Source organism: Amycolatopsis sp. cg5 (genome assembly GCF_041346955.1).
Classification (GTDB): Bacteria; Actinomycetota; Actinomycetes; order Mycobacteriales; family Pseudonocardiaceae; genus Amycolatopsis.
Map to the genome: position 1 here is coordinate 2,453,666 of NZ_CP166849.1, position 18,763 is coordinate 2,472,428.

Consider the following 18,763-nt stretch of genomic DNA (forward strand, 5'->3'; position numbering starts at 1 on the left):
TCCTTCACATTCCTTCCACCAGCTCGGCGAGCTGGGCGACGGTGGGCCGGAGCAGGACATCGCGGAGGGTGCAGCGCACGCCGAGCGCGCGCAGCCTGCCCGCGAGCACCGCGGCGGTCAGGCTGTGGCCGCCGAGCGCGAAGAAGTCGCTGCCCGCGGTCGCCACGGGAACCCCGAGCACGGCGCGAAACTCCGACGCGACCAGCTCCTGCGCGGGGGTGAGCACACCGGGCCGCGCCGGTGTTTCGAGCCGGAGCGCGGCGCGGTCGACCTTGCCGTTCGGCCCGAGCGGCAACGTGTCGAGCGCGATGACCGCGTCCGGGACCAGGTAATCGGGCAGCAGCCTGCGCAGCAGCTGATGCAGTTCCCCCGCGGTGTCGTGGTCGAGCACGACGTAGGCGATCAGGCGGTCGTTTTCGGCTTGGACGACCGCCTGCCGGACCCCGGGCAGCTTCAGCACGGTGTGCTCGACCGCGCCCGGTTCGACGCGGTGGCCCCGGATCTTGACCTGGTCGTCGAGCCGCCCGAGCCACTGCAGCCTGCCGTCGGGCAGGCAGCGGCACAGGTCCCCGGTCCGGTACGACCCGGCCACGAACTTCTCCGCGGTCAGCTCGGGCCTGCCGAGATAGCCGAGCGCGACTCCGGCGCCGCTGATCAGCAGCTCGCCGGGTTCGCCGACCGGCACCGGCCGCAGCCGCGCGTCGACCACCCGCGCGCCGGTGTTGCCGATCGGCAGCCCGATCGCGGGCGAGTCGTACCTGTCCACCCGGCAGGCCGTGGTGAACACCGTGCACTCGGTGGGCCCGTACAGGTTGACCGGCACCAGATCCGGCACCGCGCGCAGCCGCGACCACAGCGTCTGGCTGACCGCCTCGCCGCCCATGAGCAGCAGCCGTGGCCGGATTTCGCCGTCGAACAGACCGGCCCGGATCAACGCGGACACATGCGCGGGCACCGCCTCGACGACGGACAGCCAGTGGTCCCTGATGAACCGCGCGTACAGCTCGGGATCGGCGCGGACGTCGGTGGGCACCAGGTGCACTTCGTGCCCGCCGACCAGCCAGAGCAGCGGATTCCACGACGCGTCGAAGGCGAACGGCATCCCGTGCGCCACCCGCTGCCTGCCGCGGCGGAGCCGGAAGAACCGCGCGGCGAGCTCGCGGTGGAGATTGACCAGGCTCCGGTTTCCGACCATGACGCCCTTGGGACGTCCGGTCGAACCCGAGGTGTAGATGACGTAGGCCGGGCCGTCCGGCGGGATCAAGGGCAGCGGGATCGTCGAGTGATGCGCGAGTTCGGCCTGCCAGTCGTCCGGTGACAGCACCACGTCGGCACGCGCGGCGAGCGCAGGAACGTCGGTCAGCAGCACGGACGGCGTGGCGTCGGAGAGGATCGTGTCGAGGTGTGCGGCGGGCTGACCTGGGTCTATGGGCAAGTAGACCGCGGCGGCCTTGGCGACCGCGAACAGGCCGAGCACCGCTCGCACCGAGCGCCGCATCGCGCAGGCGACGATCGTGCCGGGAGCCGCGCCCGCCTCGCGGAGCGCGTGGGCAAGCCGGGTGCTCCAGAGGTCGAGTTCACCGAACGACCAGGCGACTTCGTCGGCGACCAACCCGATCCGGGTGGGCTCGGTGCGGGCCAGCGCCGTGAACGGCGCCCACCACTGGCCGCCGGGCAAGCGCCGGGCCGGGCCGGTGAGGCCGGTCATCGCAGTGGCTCGATCACACGCCAGAATTCGCTGCCGCGTCCCGGTTTCAGCAGGTCGAGGTGACCGCCGGGAACGAGCGCGGTGTGAAACGGCCCGGTCGTCCACTGCCGCCAGGCGTCGGTCGTGCACGCGGGATCGTCGGCGCCGCACAACGCCATGAGCGGGCAGGACACCGTGACACCCGCCGGGCCGCGGTATTTCTCCATGAGCGCCATGTCATCGCGGAGCAGATCCAGCGCGTATTCGCGAACCTCGGGTGGCACCAAGCCATCGCGATCGAGCAGTCGTACCAGGTCATGGTCGGTGTGCGGGTGGCAGCAGGGCGATCGTCGCTGTGGCGCGACGGCCCCGACCACGACCAGCGCGGCGGGTTCCGCGCCGCAGTGCGCGAACGCCCGCCGGGCCATCTCCAATGCGAGGAAAGCACCCATGCTGAAGCCGATCAGCATTGTTCGCGTGACACCGTTTTCGCCGAATCGGCAGATGAATTCGAGAGCGAGCCGCTCGGCGAGTTCTTCCAGTGTCGCGGGCAGTGGTTCGGCCGATCTGGCGCCCCTGCCTGGATATTCGGCACCCCAGGCCGCGTCCACGGTCGCGATTTCCCGGAGGGTGCCGACCGAACCGCCTGCGGGTGGAAGAAAAAGACAACGGCGTTCACCATCGGCAGTCGAGAGCTGCCTGAGCGCAGGCGTCATCGCGCCATCCTCTCCTGGCCCGCACGGGATGGAATGGGGATTCTGGCCGCCGAACGACCGCTGTTACATTAAAGGCGTAAACTGCACCGTGACGCCGTAACAGCGATTCCGAAAAGGGCCGACAGCCGTATTCGACTTTTTTTCACATCGCGACGCCAGCGGGTCCTCGCCTCTCCGCCCGTCACTTCGATGTTGAGGTAAGGGGAAAGATTACGGCGCGATCAGCGCGGCGGAGGTAACGGATTGGCGGCAACGGATTTCTACCTCAACTGGGGGAGTCCGGCGCGGACTCGACTATCCACAGCGGCCCGTCGCCGCAATTCACCTCGATGCCCTCGCCGGGTTCCAGCCGGGTGCGCAGCACCTTCACCCGGCGGCCGCCGACCGTGGCGACCGGCCCGAGCCCGGCGCCGATGAACCGCCACGTGCGAACCTGATCATGGATCACCCGCGCGGGCTGCGACCAGTCCACGACCGAGAACTCCGGCTCCAGATAGCCCGCGTAGGACGCCTTCGACTCGTCTTGCGGCTCGCCGTCCCCGAGTTCGAGTGCGGTGGCGAGCAGTTCGCCGACGACCGGGTTCAGCGACTTCCACAGCTGCGCGGCGCTGACGTCCTCGCCGAGCGAGATGTCGTCGCGCTGGGCGAGTACCGGGCCGGCGTCGAACCGCTCGGTCATCCGGTGCACGGTCACCCCGATCGTCCGGTCGCCGTTGCGCAGCGCGGCGAGCACCGGCGCGGGACCGCGGTAGCGGGGGAGCGCGGAGGCGTGGATGTTGAGCACGCCGAGCCGGGGCAGGCGCAGGACTTCCGGCGGCAGCCGCCACGAGAACCCGTACACGACGAAGAGATCCGGCCGATAGCCGGAGAGTCCCGCGAGCAGGCCTTCGGAACTGCCGGGCACCAGCAGGTCCATGCCGGGCGGGATGTCGCCGAGCACCTGGCCCAGCCCCTCGCCGACCTCGGCGGAGGTCGGCGAGTGAGGCTTCTTGGATCGGCAGTACACGTAGGCGACCGGCGTGTACCCGGCCGCCTCGCAGGTGTTGCGCAGCACCGAAAACTGCCCAGGCCCGAACGAGAACAGGACGACCGTCCGTGAAGTCATCCGTCGAGTTCCGGGATGTACTCCTTGAGCGGGAAGTCCTCGTAAGGCAGGCTCCGGTCCAGCAACTTGTCGGCCAGTGCCGAAACCTGGCTCAGGTACCTCTCGTCGCGCACGATATGAGCGCCCTTGAACGCGCCTTCCTCGGTGTACTCGGTCGCGAGCATGAGGAACTCGTCGAACAAGGTGAAATCGTCCAGGTCGACCGTGAGCACGATGTCGGCGATGCTGCCCGATTTCGCCAGGAAGATCCGCTCGCCCATTTCCGCGTTGAGCCGGAAATGCGCCAGTTCCCACTTCAGGTAATCACTCAACGGGAACTTGATGACACGTATCCGGTAGAACGGGGTACCGGTGTCGTCGAACACCCGCTGCTGGCGGACGTGGTCCTCGCGGTTCTGCTCGATCAGGTCGAGCGCCTTGCGGAAGTCGCCGGCGGCGAACGCCTCCCAGCTCGGATTCCCTGGCTCCTGGAAGGTTTGGCCCCACTCGACCTTGACCGTCCTGGTGCGCAGCCGTTCGGTCGCCTGCCAGAACTCCTTGCGGAAAGCGGGACGGTCCACGTAGTCGTCCACCACCTCGGCGGGTGGCGGGAAATTCACCTTCATCGGGTCAGCTCTCCGGGATGTCATTCTTCGCGGCCACCAGTGTCGGCCGGGCGACGACCACGATCTTTTCATAGTCGGCGCAATGCACGTCCGGCGGTAGCCTGCCCGCCAATTGCTCGGTCACATCCGTGCCGATCACCGCGAACGAACCGTCGTCGAGCTCCCAGATGTCCGGGCAACTGTCCTTTGACGTGGTCATCCCGATTTCGTGTGGCGGTCTTCCCAGCCGCTTGACGAACCGCATTCCGATCCCTCCCGATCACCGCGTGTTCAGTTCTCCTGAAACCAGTTCCCGCAGCTCACCGGCCCGATTTCCGGTGGCCGCTTCGAGCAGCGTCGCTACCTCCTCCCAGGTGAGGCGGGCTTCTTCGGTCTTGCCGATTTCCTTCAGCGCAGCCGCGAGATGGTGCAGCGAAACGGCGAGTTGCCAGTCGTCTCCGAGTTCGCGATGTGTCGAGGCGGCTTGGCGGTGGAAGGCAGTGGCGTCCTCGGCGCGGCCCAGCCGTTGGTAAGCCTCGCCGGTCGTGTCGAGTGCCTGCGCTTCCCGGCTGCGGTGGCTGAACCGGCGGAGAATGGTCGCGGCGCGCTGGCTGGACTCGAGCGCGTTCGCGAGGTCACCGGTGACGATCTCCACTTTGGACAGTTCGAGGAGAATGAGACCCTCGGTGAGGGTATCGGCCAGCCGACGGCCGATTTCGAGTGCTTGTTCGAGTGAACTTCGTGCCGCTTCGGGCAGTTGCTGGTCTCGCTGGACTTCGCTCAGGTACCGCAGGGTCGAGGCTTGTTCTCTGTCGCTCGCGGTTTCGCGGAAGATGACCAGCGCCTGTCTCAGAAACCGCTCCGCCTCACTGAGCTGCCCGGAATCGGCATAGGTGCAGCCCAGATTGCGTAAGAGGACCGCGGTGAGATCGGGCTTGCCGAGTGCTTGTGCGATCGGCAAGGTCCGCTCGAACTCCCGGCGAGCCTCGTCGAACTTGCCATGTGTGAGATAGGTGAGACCAAGGCCGTTCATCGACCGTGCCTCGCCGAACCGGTCGCCGAGCTGCCGGAACAAGTCCGCCGCGCGACGATACTGGGCGGTGGCCTCGGAGAACTTGCGATCGAGCCTGAGCCTGACGGCCAAACTGTCGAGCAGCACCGCTTCGCCGTAGCTGTCTTCCGCTCTCTTGGCCGACTCCAGCGCGGTCTCTTCCGATCGCAGCCAGGTGTAGACCGGATCGTGTGACATGTAGATCTCGGTCAGCAGCGGGGGAAGACGCCAGGCGAGATCGTGCAGTCCGGCTTCGGCGGCGGTTTCGGTGACCGTGACCAGATTGGCGCGTTCGATCTCGTACCACCGAACGGCTTCGTCGGCGTCGGTGAACGTCAACGGGTTGACGCCCACGGCGGGCTTGGGGAGGTCGATCGGCATGGCATAGCCGCGGGCGGCGGCCGCGCCTGCCGCCCGCGCGGTGTGCAGATACCAGCTGAGCATGCGGTGAAGTGCGCTTTTCCGGAGTTCCGCGAACTTTTCCTGCTGGATCTGGTCCACGGCGAAGGCGCGCAGCAGATCGTGGAACTGGTATCGGTCGCGCCCGGTGCTTTCCAGCAGATGAGCGCCGACCAGAGCGTCCAGGTGACGGCTGGCCAGCGAGGGGGCGACGCCGGCGAGCGCCGCGGCGACGCCCGTGCCGAACTCCGGTCTCGGGTGCAGGCCGAGCAGTTTGAACAGCCGCGCCGCCTCGGCCGACAACGCCCGGTAAGACCAGGCGAAGACGGTCCGGATGGCTCCGGCCTCTTCCTCGTCGTCGGTCGACAAGGCGTCCCACAGCGAGGATTCGCCGCGCAGGTCTTGAATCAGCTCGCTCAAATGCATGCGCGGCCGCGCCACCGCGCGCACGGCCGCGATGCGCAACGCGAGTGGCAACCGGGCGCAAAGCCTGGCCAGCTCGGCCAAATCCCGGTCGTCGTCGCCGGCGCGGTAGTCCGAGGTCACCGCGCGCAGCAGGGTCAGCGATTCGTGCTCGGACAGCGTCGGCAACGGCACCTGGCGCGCGCCATCACGGACAGCCAGTCCCGGCAGCTGACTGCGGCTCGTGACAATCACCAGGCAGCTGGAAGTGCCTGGTAGCAACGGCCGGACCTGGCCCACGCTCGCCGCGTTGTCCAGCACGATCAGGATGCGCCGGTCCGACACCAGTGACCGGTACAGTGCCGCGCGCGCGGCCGGATCCGCCGGAATGGCGTCGGGACGCACATTCAGCGCACGCAAGAATTGATCGAGTGCGTAGTCCGAGGTCATCGGCTCGCCGGGGTCGTAACCACGAAGGTTCACGTAGAGCTGCCCGTCGGGGAAACTGTCACGCATTCGATGAGCCCAATGCACCGCCAACGAGGTTTTCCCGACACCCGCTGTGCCCACGATGAGTGAGATTCCCACCGCATGGGGATCGCGTTCATCGGTGGTGTACAGCCGATCGAGTTGTTCCAGTTCCGCGATCCGGTTGACGAAGCCACGCACATCGCCGGGTAACTGCCGGGGTGGCCGGGCGCGCGGCTCATCGTCCGGATTTTCCAGCCCCCCGGCCATGATCGCCCGCCTCCGCTTCACCTCAAGTGATGGAGATTTCCAGCTTAGTGCGCGCGGCGCGACTCGCAACCGCTCAATGGGGGCGGAAGGAATTTGTCAACTTTTTCTTGCCGGAAATGCCAATTGTCGCCGCTGCGGTGACGGCTATGAGGTAACCGAGTGCAAGATTGCCACCGGTATCCCTTACCGGCGGTAAAACGAGTGCGAACACCGCGATCACACTTACCAGAATTGTGCGCGCTCTACCAGCGTGAATGACGGTCGCCAGCGGAACGACGGCCCACAGGAGATACCACGGCTGGACGACGGGTCCGCCCACGATGACCGCCGCCATGCCCGCACCGAGCACGAGCGGAGAACTGAGCCGCCCGCGCCATTGCCACCACAGCAACACCGCCACGGCGAGCACGGCCAGCACCGCGCCGATCGCCTTGCCCACCCCGAAGAGTGACCCGTCGGCGAACCCGGCCCAGTTCGTCGGCGCCAGCCAGCTCGGCACCGAACTCGACGTCGTCAGCGTGCGCACCCAGCCGAACCCGCCGCCCCAGGACGCGAGCGCGGTGATCGCCGCGAGCGTGCCCAGCGTGGTCAGCGCACCCACCACGGGCCGCCGCTTGACCAGTTCCACGCCCGCGACGGCTACCGCGACGATCGCGGTCACTTTCACGTTGGCGGCCAGGCACAGCAGCGGCATTCCCCAAGCCGATCCGGCGAGGACAAGCTCGAAGCCTGCCAGTACCAGCCCGACCATGAGCGCGTCATTGTGCCCGCCGCCGATGAAATGCCACAACACCAACGGATTCAGCACACCGAGCCACAACGCGTGCTCGGCAGGCGTGCCCACGCGCTCGGCGAGTCGCGGCACCGCCCAGATCATCAACCCGATCCCGCCGACCGCGACAAGTCGACAAAGCGTCACTCCGATGTGGACATTGCCGCCGGACACGGTCGCGATGAGCCGTTCGATCAGCGTGAACACCGGCCCGTACGGCGACGGGGTCCGCTGCCAGAACGGGCTGACGAGGCTGGTCAGCGGAGTGTCGAGTGCGGCGGGCCCGGTCGTGTAGGGATCGAACCCCCGCCGCGCGAGTTCGCCCTGCGCGAGGTAGCTGTAGATGTCGCCACTCAGGAACGGTGGCACGAACAGCAACGGCGTGCCCCACAGCGCGAGTGTCCACAATGTCCGGCGGCTCGGCGGCCGCGACCCGAGCAGCAGCCAGGCCGTCATCACCACGGCCATGCCGGTCAAGCCGACAGCGGGCACGGTGAACACGCCATGCGCCACCAGGACGACGACCAGCGTCCCGGCGAACCCGAGCAGCGCTGCGATGACCTACGCCTCGCCGCGCACGACCGGCGGCAGTTGGAAGTCTTGGCGCTGCACGAACACCCGCTCCAGTCGTGAGCCGACGATGTCGTCGTTGAGCAGGTAGGCCGGATCGTGGTCGAGCCAGCCCGCGACCATCGCGCTCTCGTCCCAGCTGGGCGGCGCCAGCCGGACATGGTCGAACGCGCCCCGGCTCGGATTGGCGATCCAGAACCGCGGCATCAGCGGATCGCCCTCGTCGAGGTACTCCCAGCCGGTCACGGTGACCGCGCAGAAGAAGTCGAGCGTACGACCGGCGTAGAACTTCCTGGCGTGGTCCAGGATCGTCCCGAGGTGCTCGACGGCGGCCCGCACCAGCGCCCGGTTCCGCTCGTCGAGCGGCAGGTCGTCCAAAAAGGACACCTGGGCGTAGGTGTTGAACAGCGACGGCTCGGTGAAGTAGCCGTCATGGGTCATCAACCGGTCGAGATCGAGAAGACCCTGCTCCCGCAACAGTTCCTCGAACCGCGGATCGCTCACCACCTGCCGCCTCCCGGGCCACGGCCCGCCATCGGGCCTTCGACCGGCCAGGCGAAACCACGTTCGTACAACCACTGGTAGGTCCCGCGCGGCCAGCGCGGGTCACCGTCGTGGAAGGTGCCGTCCATGTTCAAGCCGGGCGTGCCCTGCCCCGGCCCCTGGACATGGTACTGACTGCCCGGCACGTGAGCCTGCGGAGCGTCGAGCCTGCCGCCTGCCAGGTCGTTGGGCACGCCGCCCTCGCCGCGCCTGATCTGGCCGCCCGCCTGCCGCACCAGCCGCTCTCGCTCCGCCTGCAACGCGGCCGCCTGCGCTGCCGGATTGTTCTCGGCGTCGTCGTAGATCCGGTTCCAGGCTTCGCTGCGCGCCTGCGCGTTCGCGGGATCGTCCGGATCGAGGTCACGCAGTGCTTTTTCGGCCTCGTCGCAGGTCATCAGGCCGAGCGGGTCGATCGTGCGCAGCGGGTTGCCCGCGTAGGCGTACGGGTTCGGGCCCGCGCGCAGGCCCAGCGGATCGCTGCTCTGGTAGCGCCCGGTTTCCGGGTCGTAGTAGCGGAAGAAGTTGTAGTTCAGCCCGGTTTCGTCGTCGTGGTACTGCCCGGGGAACCGCAGCGGCGTGTCCGCCCGGTTGCGCAGCCTGCCGAGCGCCGCACCCCACACTGTGCTCTCCGCGCGCCACGCGAGCCCGCCGTCGGGGTCGAGCAGTTCCGTCGGCGTCCCGACCAGGTCGGTGACGATCGCGTAGAACCGGCTGTCCACTTCGGACTGACCGTGTTCGATCTGCGTCAGCGGCCGCGAGCGCCCGATGCTGTCCCAGGTGACGACCCGCCCGTCCGAGCCGAACTGCTCGGCCAGCGTCACGCCGTCCCAGGTGAACCCGACGGTTTCGGCGACCGAACCGTCCGCGGCGAGCCGTTCCTTGGCGATACGCCGTCCCAGCGGGTCGTAGCGGTAACGCCAGCGCGTGCCGTCCGGCGTGGTGACGCCGATGAGCCGATCCTCGGCGTCCCAGCTGTAGTGCCAGGTGTCGGGCTTGCGTGACAGCCTGCGCCGCTGCTTCACGACGACCCGGCCCTGCGCGTCGTACTGCTCGTGCACCCCTGGCGCGGCGCTCAGGTTGCCGCCGCGGTCGAACCCGTACCGCTCGCCGCTCGTTTCGAGCACCCGGCCGAGCGGGTCGAGCGTGAACTGCTTCGGCCCGGCGAGCAGGTCGTCGACCGCGGTCACGAAGTTGTCTTCGCGGTACTGGTACTCGCGCTGCTGCACGACGGCGGCCTGGCGCGCCGGCGACCGCCCGGCGACCGTGCTGATCGTCTGGGTGCGCAGCCGATGGTTGCCGTCCCAGGTGTTCGCCATGATCGCGCCGGTGTCGAGCAGCCGCTCCACCTCGCGCCCGAGCGGGTCGTAGCCGAACGAGACCGTCCGCCCGCCACTGCGCAGCTCGGCGGGCCGCCCGGCGGCGTCGAACCGCCAGCCGTTCTCCATCCCGGACGGCGTGCGCCTGCCGATGACGTTGCCAGCCGCGTCATAGCTGTAGGCCATGGTGCGGCCGTTCACGGTCTCCGCGGTGATCCGGCCTGCCACGTCGCGCCGCAGGGTGACCTCCGCGTCCGCGTTGACCGCGCGGATCAGCGAACCCGCCTCGTCGAACTCGAACGTCGCGACCGCGTCGTCGCTGTGCCGCGCGACGACCCGGCCCATCGCGTCGCGGACGTAGCGCAGCTGCTGCCCGGCGCCGTTGGTCTGGCCGACGAGCTGCCCGGCCGCGTCGTAGCGGTAGCTGACCGAGCGACCGGTGAAGTCGCGCTCGCCGACCACGTTCCCGGCCTCGTCGTAGAGGTAGCGCCACACCTGGCCCGCGGGGTTCTTCACCGCGACGAGCTGCATGTTCGTGTCGTACTCGAACTCGGTGCGCCCGCCGTTGCCGTCGACGCTGGCCGCGACCAGCTCGAAGTGCGTCGTCTCGATCCGGCTCACCTGCCCGAGCGGGTCGACGTGCTCGACCTGCGCGCCCTCGCCGTTGTAGCGCCAGCGGTCCATCGTGCCGTCGGGGTAGGTCTTGGCCAGCACTTTGCCCTCAACCGTCCACGAAACGGTCGACACGTTGCCGAGCGCGTCGGTGACCCTGGTGACCCGCCCGAACTGGTCGCGGTCGTAGCGATGCGTGTCGCCGAGCGCGTTGGTCACCGCGATCGGCAGGCCCGCGTCGTCGACCTCGAGCCGCACGGTGTTGCCCAGCGGATCGGTCTTGCCGACGAGATGCCCGCGCCCGTCACGCAGATACCGGGTGACCGCGCCCGCCGGATCCGTCGACGAGGTCAGGTTGCCGCGTTCGTCGTAGCCGAGCCGCCAGACCGCGCCGCCGGGGTCGACCTGCACGGTCGGCTGGCCGAACGCGTTGTACTCGGCGACCGCCCTGGTCCCGTCTGGCTGCGTCGCGCCGACCAGGTCGCCTGCCTCGTCGTACTCGAACCGGGTGGTGCGGCCGAGCGGGTCGGTGCGCGCGATCAGCCGGTCGAGTTCGTCCCATTCCTGGTACGTGGTGTTGCCGAGCGGATCGGTCTCCTCGACGACCTGCCGGGCTTCGGTGAACTTGTACGTGGTCGTCGCGCCGAGCGAGTCGGTGAAGACGGTGCTCGACTCGCCGTATTCGAAGCTGCCGTTGAGGAAACCGCCCGCGCCCTCGTTCGCGACGCAACGGCCCGCGGAGTCGTAGCGGTAGCCGTACCAGTCGCCCGCCCGGTCCTCCCACTTGAGCAACCGGCCCGCGAGGTCGTACTTGAAGGTCAGCGGCTTGCCCGACGAGTTGACCACCCGGTCCAGCCGTCCGCGCTCGTCGTGCCCGTAGCGCGCGATGACCACGTCGTCGAGCCGGAGTTCGGTGACCACACCGCCGGTGACCTGCACCGACACGTGGTAGCCACCGCTGTGCCGCAGCTCTTCGAGCGCACCGGAAGGTCCGTAACCGAAGTCGAGTCGGTTGTCGTTGCGGTCACTGATCGCGCGGATCACGCCCGCCGCGTCGAAGTCGGTGACCAGGCCTTCGTCCGGCTTGGCAAGCCGGAACCCGGTTTCGGTACGGGTAAGCGGCCAGCGCGCGCCAGCCTCGGGCAGCACCGGCGACCCATCCGACGGCGGATCCGGGTAGACGAGCAGCACGCCGTCGTCACCGACGAAGACCACCCCGAGCGCGTCGAGGTCGAGCCGCTGATCGAGCGTCGACGCCCAGTTCGGCCCGAACAGCCGTCCCGCCCGATACGAGGACACGTGCGTGCGCTGCACGACTAACGGCAGCGAGCCCGGCAGCGCGAGATCGACCTGGCTCAGGATGACCTCGCCGCTGACGACGTCGACAGGGTCGTCCTTGCAGTACCGGCGTTTCGGCGGGGTCTTGGTGTCCTGCGGATTGTCGGGCCGGGAAGTCTTCGGGCTGTCCTTGCCCGCGGAGCCGGGCGAATGGCCGCCGGGGACGTCGGCGCCGCCGGGCACATCGTCGGGAGTGGACGGTGCGTGCTCCTTTGGCGTAGGGACATCGCCTTTCGGTGTAGTGCGGGCGGCCGAAGGCGAGGTTCCTTCCTTGCCAAGCCTTTTGGCGAGCTTGGACAGCTTTTCGATGATTTCGCCGAGCTTGTCGACGATCTTGCGGACCTTTGGGCCCACGTTGCTGATCGTCTTGACCAGCTTGCGGATCACCTGCGAGACCTTCGATATGGTCGACGTGATCGCCGCCGTCGCCTGCGCCGCCACCAGCGGCGTCGCGAACCCGAGCGTGCAGGCTTCTTCGAGCGCCCAGGTGATCAGCTTGCCGACGAGTGCGGCGATGAGGTCGCGCACGGTCTCGCGGACCGCCGCCACGACCTGGCCCATGACCATCACACCGGTCGAAATCCCGTCACACAGCGACGCCGCACCCGCGACCGCGTCGACCTGCTCGGCGACCTCACCCCGATACGCCTCGCCCGCCGCGCCGACCCAGCCAGCGGTGCCGGTCTGCGATTCGTTGGTGAGGTCGCCCGCGATGGCCTGGACTTCCTTGGCCACATTCGCCCAAGTGTCCGAAAAGGACTGAATCACCGGTGGATTGCCCGCGAGCCAGTCCAGACAGTCCTTGAGCGGCTTCACGTGCTCGATCAGCCATGAGACGCCGTACTGCGCCAGCGTCCCGATCGGGTCGATGACCAGTGACAACGCTTCGAGGCCGACACCGACGGCGCCGAGGCCGCCTTCGACCCACGAGCCGTCTTTGACCCCGGAGGCGAGGTCGTTGGCCGACTCCAGAATGCCGATTCCCGTGACACCGGTCGTCTGCGACTGCGCCTGCGCGACGAGAGGGTTCCCCTCAGGCATCCGTGCTCCTCCAAGATCACCCGATCGGACGGACTTGAGTACTGACGGCCCGGATCTTCTTCCGGTTCCCGTGCACCCTTGGCTATTGGTTTGCGAAGTGCGGCGGCGGTGAGAAAACTCGTACCGTGAACTTCGAGGAACTGCTCGCCGAAGCCGAGGCCGAACCCGTCGAAGGCTGGGACTTCTCCTGGTTCGACGGCCGCGCGACCGAGGAACGCCCCTCGTGGGGCTACGCGCGCCTGCTGACCGACCGGATGGCCAAGGCGGCCGCCGCGCTCGACCTCCAGACGGGAGGCGGCGAAGTGCTCGCCGGGATCTCGGCCCCGCCTCCGCTGCTGGTCGCGGCCGAGACCTGGCCACCCAACGCCGCGATCGCCTCGGCGAACCTCAGTCATCTCGGCGGCAAGGTCGTCCTGGTCACCGAGGGCGGCGGCCTCCCGTTCGCCGACGGCACGTTCGACCTGGTCACCAGCAGGCATCCGACGGCATTGCCCTGGCCGGAGATCGCCCGCGTGCTCGCACCGGGCGGCACCTTCCTGGCCCAATGCGTCGGCCACGGCTCGAACCGCGAACTCAGCGAAGCCATGATGGGCCCACTCCCACCCGCGCACGAAAGCGCGACCCGCGAGGCATCCGCCGGCGCGACGGAGGCCGGCCTGACCGTGGTGGATGCCCGCGAGCAGTGGACCCGCGTCGAGTTCTTCGACATCGGCGCCCTCGCCTACTTCCTGCGCAAGGTCTTCTGGACGGTCCCCGACTTCACGATCGCCCGCTACCGCACCCAGCTCGCCACCCTTGACCAGCGCATACGCGCAGAAGACCGGTTCGTCGCACACTCCCGCCGCTACCTCATCGAGGCACGCAAACCCTAGCGGCGCTCGTCGTCCAGCTCATCGCGGAAAATCGCGTCAAGCCTGCGATTCGCCCTGCTCAGGGTGTGAAACCCGGCACGCAGCAGCAGGACGGCGGCGGTGAACACCACCATCCCCAGGCCGATGGCCGTCGAGTGCGTCATCAAAGCCTCCCGATGCTGCTGCGCGAGAAACCCGAGGGCGGCCCCCGCGGTGAAGGCGTCGAGCAGGGCGAGTGTGACCGTGGCTTGGCTTCGCCTGGTGGTTTCCGGGGCAGGCATAGGGCACCATCCAGGCGACGCGGCGTCATTGAAACTTATACGTCACTCGCCCAGATGAAGCCGGAGACAACCTGTTTGGCCTACTGCGTCCGCGCTGGTGGCACATTGTGATAGCTTGAAACCAACTGGGAATCGTATGCAATCGCAAACGCGTGGGGAGCCACCTGGTTCCTTCTGCGCCCAGGGGCCGGTAGCTCAGTTGGTTAGAGCAGGGGACTCATAATCCCTTGGCCGTCGGTTCGAGCCCGACCCGGCCCACCACCAGGTGGTTTCGCATACCCGCTTGACGATGCGGCGGGGCGCGTGTTGAAGTGGCGCCAGCGTCGCAGTGCACCCGGCAAGCAGACCGCCGCGGGCATGGAGGCGCCGAAACCTGGGATCTCCTCCTTGACCGACCACACTGCCCGCCTCACGGCGTTCGGCAACCAGCTCATCCAAGTCCACATCTGGCTCCGCGACCAGCTCGCCCGCCTCCGCGCCAACGCCGAGTCCGGCTTCCCTCGCGAACTACGTGCTCACTGCCTGTCCTTCTGCTCGGCGCTCACCCGCCATCACTCCGGGGAGGACGCCGGCGCTTTTCCGGCGCTGGCCGAGCAGTTCCCCGAACTGAAGCCGGTGCTCACCGAACTCGAGAACGATCACGAGATCGTCGCCGGGATCATGCGCAGGCTCGAGGAGCTGTTCGAGCAGGACGCCGACGCGAGCACCATCAGCCGGGAACTCGACGGGCTGACCGCGCTGCTCGAGTCGCACTTCTACTACGAGGAAAAGAAGATCGTGGCCGCGCTGAACGCGCTCACCTGGACCGGGCCGAAACCCGAGTTCCTGCGCACCGACGCCACCTCACCCTGAGCTTGAGGTCGTGAGTGTTTACGCCGGTTGTTGGGCGGAACCCCCAAGGCGGCGTGTCGGCCGGGCACCGGGGCGAGCGAGGTGTGAGTGGTGACTCTGCTGCATCTAGCGGAGCAGAGTTACCACTCGCGGATAGCCGTGGGCTGTGGTGTGCGGGATAAAGCCCGCTTTACTCCGCGAGGTCGTGAGTGTTCCGGCCGGTTAGAACCGGTCGTACCACTCACGACCCCGGCCGGACCACCCCATGCTCGTAAGCCAGCGCAACGGCATGAGCCCGATCCCGAGCCCCGATCTTCACGAGCAACCGCGAAACATAGGTCTTCACGGTCGCCAAGCTCAGCCCAAGTTCCTCACCGATCTCACCATTCCCCAGCCCCCGCGCCACCAAGCCCAGCAATCGACCATCCATAGTGGACAGACCGAGCGAATCCGCCCGCGGCAGCGAAGACGAGACCGTGTCGAGCAACCGCCGCGTGACCGAGGGCGAAAGCAAAGCATCGCCCGCGGCGACCACACGGATGGCTTCCAATACTTTCTCCGGCGACGTGTCCTTGACCAGAAACCCGCTCGCTCCGGCACGCAAGGCTTCGTAAACGTGCTCGTCCGTGTCGAACGTCGTCAGCACCAGCACCCGCGAAGAGATGCGCTGAGCCGCCTCGATCCCGTCCAGTTCCGGCATCTGGATGTCCAGCAACACCACATCGGGCGCCAACGCGGCCGCCGCCGACACGGCTTCCGCGCCGGTCGCGGCCTCGCCGACCACGGTCAGGTCCGGTGCGCTGTCGACGATCATCCGCAGGCCCATGCGCACGATCGGCGCGTCGTCGCAGATCAGCACGCTGATCATCGGGCCTCCAGCGGCAGTGTCGCCCGCACGGCCCACCCGCCCGGTTCCGGCCCGGCTCGCAGTTCGCCGCCCAGTAGCCTGGCGCGTTCTCGCATACCCGCGATCCCATGTCCGAGACCTTGCGAAGACCCCGAGCCGTTGTCCGTGATCGCGAGTTCGACCACGCCCGAGTCGAGCCGGATGACCACCGCGGCGGTCGCGTTTCCCGCGTGCCGCAATGTATTCGTCAACGCCTCCTGCACGATGCGATAAGCGGCGACGTCCACCGCAGGCGGCAGGTCCGGGATGGTGCTCACCTTGACCGTCAGCCCTGCCGCGGACAGCCGTGCGACCAACGCGGGCAGGTCCGCCAGGGTGGGCGGGGACTCGGCGTCGCCCGCGCGCAACGCGGTCAGCAGTCTGCGGGTCTCGTCCATGCCGCGGCGGCCGGATCGTTCGATCTCGGCGAGTGCGCGCGCCGTGTCCTCCTGGCCGGTCGCCAGGCGGGCACCACCTGCCAGCACGACCATGCCGCTCATCGTGTGCGCGAGCATGTCGTGCAGCTCGCGCGCGATGCGGGCGCGTTCCTCGGCGACGGCTTGCCTGCTCATGGCTTCACGCTCGCGGGCCAGGCGCTCGGCGCGGTCCTCCAAAGCCGTGAGATACGCCTGCCGGACGCGATACCCATGGCCGAGCAGCCACGCGGTCGCCACGTACGCGAGGACGAACACCAAGCCGATGACCAGGCCGTCGCGGCCGCGACCGGCGGCATCGCGGGTGATCAGGGTGATGACCCCGGCCGTGCCGAGCGCCACCGCCGCGCCGGCGTAAGCGGCGTGCCGGGTCTTGGCGAAAGCGGGTGCGCCGTACAGCGCGATCCAGCCGAGGAACAGCAGCGGATCGGCCCACTCCAGCCGCCAGCCGACACCGATGACCAGCGCCGACCCGATGGCCGCCAGCACGAACAGCGGGAAACGGCGGCGCCACAGCAGTGAGACGCAGCCCGCGACGATGACGATCGCGGCCGTCCACCGCGACCCGTATACCGCCAGCAGCCCCACGGCGAGCCCGGCCGCGAGCAGCCGGTCCCGTGCTTCGGTCCCCATGGCGCCGAGCGTAAAGGTTGACGGCCGCGATCAACTCCGGGTGATTCCCGGGGAAACCTCAGGGTGATGTGCCCGCCCGGTCCGCCTTCCTAGCCTGGCCGCAGCCAACACAGGGGAGAACAGGATGATGAAACTCTTGGCCGTCGGGCTGGCCGCACTGAGCATGGTGTCGACGGCGGGGGAGCCGCGAGCCGTCGGCGTGGACGACGTCGTGCAGCTCCGCCGGATCGTCGAGACCAGATCGTCGCCGGACGGGCGGCGCGTGGCGATGGTCGTCACCGAGCCGTCGGTCGCCGACAACACCGTGACCAGCCGGATACTGGTCGCCGATGGGGGTGTCACCAGGCCGGTGACCGCCGCGATCGGCCGGATCGCGAATCTCCGCTGGTCACCGGACGGCACTTCGCTCGACTACCTCGCGCCGCTCGACGGTGCGGACGAGATCTGGCGGGTGCCCGCCGCCGGCGGGAAGCCGGGCAAGCCGGTCGACTTCGCCGGACCGGCGGTCGAGATCGGCGGCAAGCACGAGCCGTTCCGGCTGGCCAACATCCCGCCGCACCGGGCGAAGATCCTCGCCTTCGACTGGTCGCCGGACGGCCGGAGTCTCGCGTTCACCACGCCCCGCCCCGGCGGCAGGCCGGTCGACGACGGCGTCGCCTTCGACGAACGCACCATGGACCTGCGCACCCTCGAAACCGGCGAATTCGACCTGGTGAGGAACGGCCTCTGGCTCTTCGACGCCAAGACCGGCCGCTCCCGGCACGTCTTCGACTCGATCATGGGCCCGGTCGCCGCTCCCGGCAAACCCGGCATGGCGTGGTCGCCGGACAGCGGCAAGCTCGCCTTCGTGACGCGGGAAACCCAGCAGCCCACCGACAACCGGGACACCCTGCGAATACTCGAAACCGCGTCCGGCGGCTTGTCCACAGTGGACGCCGGTGGAGCGCGGGTGCTGGCCACGTGGTCGCCGGACGGCCAGTCCGTCCTCGCCGCCAAGCCGGACCAGCTGGTCGCGCTTCCTGGCGGCGCGGTCGTCGCGACCTTGCCAGCCGGGACCCGGGTTTCGGGGAGCGCATGGTGGCTGGGTGACCGGGTGTTCGCCGAGCTGGCGGACGCCCGTCACGAGTCGCTCTTCGCCGCGCCGACGGCAGGCTCGCTGGCGCCGGTGTCCACAGCGGACGGAACGCTGGCCACTTGCTCGGTGGGCACGGCAGCCTTCTGCGTGAAGGAAAGCGCGTCGGCAAGGCCACGACTGTCCTTTGTCGACTTGCGGACCGGTGCGGTCAGGGACGGATTCGACCCGAATCCCGGGTTCGGTCGCGTCCGGCTCACTACTCCCGAGCCGACCGCCAGTGGCTACCAACTCGTGCCTGAAGCGTGCCGCCAGACCCGGTGCCCGGTCGTGGTGATCACCCACGGCTATGACGCGACCGAGCGGTTCATGCCCGACGCGAACGAATGGCAGTACCCGTCGCAGGTGTTCGCGGCCAAGGGGTACGTCGTGCTGCTGGTCAACGAGAAGCCGGGCATCCAGGACCCCGTGCCGACCATGGAAGCGGCGGTACGCGACTGCCGGTTCGCCGACCCCGCCCGTGCGGGCATCATGGGCTACAGCCGGGGCGCTTTCGTCGCCGAGGAGGCGATCGCGCGGTCGACGTTCTTCAAAGCGGCCTCCGCGGGCGACGGCGGCAGCCCGTCGCTCATCGAGGGAAGCGGCCAGACGACCGAGCACGTCAACGCGCCGCTGCTGCAGCAGGTCGGACCCGCGGCCGGATGGCTGACGCTCAGCATCCACCAGTTCGTGAAGAGCAAGAAGGTGCCGTCCGAGCTGATGCTGTTCGGCGACGAGACGCACATCTTCCACCAGCCGAAACACCGCGCGAGCGCGATGGAGCAGAACCTTGCCTGGTTCGATCGTTGGCTGCGAGGGTAAAAATACCGGGGTAACCGTAAATGATTAATCGCGGTCAAGA

At 68.4% G+C, this 18,763-nt stretch carries 15 protein-coding genes and 1 tRNA gene; 4 read left to right on the forward strand and 12 right to left on the reverse strand.

Annotated elements, in window-relative coordinates:
* Window positions 1-4 precede the first annotated feature (4 nt).
* From AB5J62_RS11170 to AB5J62_RS11210, 9 genes are all read right to left on the reverse strand, one after another.
* Entirely contained in the window at window positions 5-1,708 is a 1,704-nt protein-coding gene (locus AB5J62_RS11170) for an amino acid adenylation domain-containing protein (RefSeq protein WP_370948123.1), read from the reverse strand.
* A complete protein-coding gene (locus AB5J62_RS11175) occupies window positions 1,705-2,403 on the reverse strand; it encodes a thioesterase II family protein (RefSeq protein WP_370948124.1) in 699 nt (232 codons plus the stop codon). Before AB5J62_RS11175 ends, AB5J62_RS11170 begins: the two co-directional genes overlap by 4 nt.
* A 265-nt stretch (window positions 2,404-2,668) precedes the next feature.
* Complete coding sequence (locus tag AB5J62_RS11180) at window positions 2,669-3,508, reverse strand: methionyl-tRNA formyltransferase (RefSeq protein WP_370948126.1); 840 nt, start codon at window positions 3,506-3,508, stop codon at window positions 2,669-2,671.
* Window positions 3,505-4,113 carry a DUF6879 family protein gene (locus AB5J62_RS11185; RefSeq protein WP_370948127.1) on the reverse strand — a complete coding sequence of 203 codons (609 nt, stop codon included), beginning with the start codon at window positions 4,111-4,113 and terminating at the stop codon, window positions 3,505-3,507. Before AB5J62_RS11185 ends, AB5J62_RS11180 begins: the two co-directional genes overlap by 4 nt.
* A 4-nt stretch (window positions 4,114-4,117) precedes the next feature.
* A complete protein-coding gene (locus AB5J62_RS11190) occupies window positions 4,118-4,312 on the reverse strand; it encodes a hypothetical protein (protein WP_370948128.1) in 195 nt (64 codons plus the stop codon).
* A gap of 60 nt (window positions 4,313-4,372) precedes the next feature.
* The gene (locus tag AB5J62_RS11195) at window positions 4,373-6,565 is read right to left on the reverse strand and encodes a tetratricopeptide repeat protein (protein ID WP_370950237.1); all 2,193 of its coding nucleotides are present in this window, start codon (window positions 6,563-6,565) and stop codon (window positions 4,373-4,375) included.
* Window positions 6,566-6,755: 190 nt separating this feature from the next.
* Window positions 6,756-7,967, reverse strand: coding sequence for a polyprenol phosphomannose-dependent alpha 1,6 mannosyltransferase MptB (gene mptB, locus AB5J62_RS11200; protein ID WP_370948130.1), 1,212 nt, complete (start codon window positions 7,965-7,967; stop codon window positions 6,756-6,758).
* Between the two features lie 48 nt (window positions 7,968-8,015).
* Entirely contained in the window at window positions 8,016-8,528 is a 513-nt protein-coding gene (locus AB5J62_RS11205) for an Imm15 family immunity protein (RefSeq protein WP_370948131.1), read from the reverse strand.
* Window positions 8,525-12,874, reverse strand: coding sequence for an RHS repeat-associated core domain-containing protein (locus AB5J62_RS11210; RefSeq protein WP_370948133.1), 4,350 nt, complete (start codon window positions 12,872-12,874; stop codon window positions 8,525-8,527). The genes AB5J62_RS11205 and AB5J62_RS11210 overlap by 4 nt, the downstream gene beginning before the upstream one ends.
* 125 nt (window positions 12,875-12,999) lie before the next feature.
* Between AB5J62_RS11210 and AB5J62_RS11215 the strand changes: the two genes are divergently transcribed.
* The gene (locus tag AB5J62_RS11215; RefSeq protein ID WP_370948134.1) at window positions 13,000-13,746 is read left to right on the forward strand and encodes a class I SAM-dependent methyltransferase; all 747 of its coding nucleotides are present in this window, start codon (window positions 13,000-13,002) and stop codon (window positions 13,744-13,746) included.
* Here AB5J62_RS11215 and AB5J62_RS11220 read toward each other — a convergent pair.
* A complete protein-coding gene (locus AB5J62_RS11220; RefSeq protein ID WP_370948136.1) occupies window positions 13,743-14,006 on the reverse strand; it encodes a hypothetical protein in 264 nt (87 codons plus the stop codon). The two genes, AB5J62_RS11215 and AB5J62_RS11220, sit on opposite strands and share 4 nt — an antisense overlap.
* 184 nt (window positions 14,007-14,190) lie before the next feature.
* Between AB5J62_RS11220 and AB5J62_RS11225 the strand changes: the two genes are divergently transcribed.
* A tRNA-Ile gene (locus AB5J62_RS11225) sits at window positions 14,191-14,267 on the forward strand.
* Between the two features lie 126 nt (window positions 14,268-14,393).
* Window positions 14,394-14,858 (forward strand): hemerythrin domain-containing protein, encoded by a 465-nt coding sequence (locus AB5J62_RS11230; protein ID WP_370948137.1) that lies wholly within the window; start codon window positions 14,394-14,396, stop codon window positions 14,856-14,858.
* A gap of 220 nt (window positions 14,859-15,078) precedes the next feature.
* Here the strand turns inward: AB5J62_RS11230 and AB5J62_RS11235 are convergent, their stop codons facing one another.
* Window positions 15,079-15,705 (reverse strand): response regulator, encoded by a 627-nt coding sequence (locus tag AB5J62_RS11235; RefSeq protein WP_370948138.1) that lies wholly within the window; start codon window positions 15,703-15,705, stop codon window positions 15,079-15,081.
* Window positions 15,702-16,790 (reverse strand): sensor histidine kinase, encoded by a 1,089-nt coding sequence (locus tag AB5J62_RS11240; protein WP_370948139.1) that lies wholly within the window; start codon window positions 16,788-16,790, stop codon window positions 15,702-15,704. Before AB5J62_RS11240 ends, AB5J62_RS11235 begins: the two co-directional genes overlap by 4 nt.
* A 124-nt stretch (window positions 16,791-16,914) precedes the next feature.
* Here AB5J62_RS11240 and AB5J62_RS11245 point away from each other — a divergent pair, with 124 nt between their 5' ends.
* The gene (locus AB5J62_RS11245) at window positions 16,915-18,723 is read left to right on the forward strand and encodes a hypothetical protein (RefSeq protein ID WP_370948141.1); all 1,809 of its coding nucleotides are present in this window, start codon (window positions 16,915-16,917) and stop codon (window positions 18,721-18,723) included.
* Window positions 18,724-18,763 lie beyond the last annotated feature (40 nt).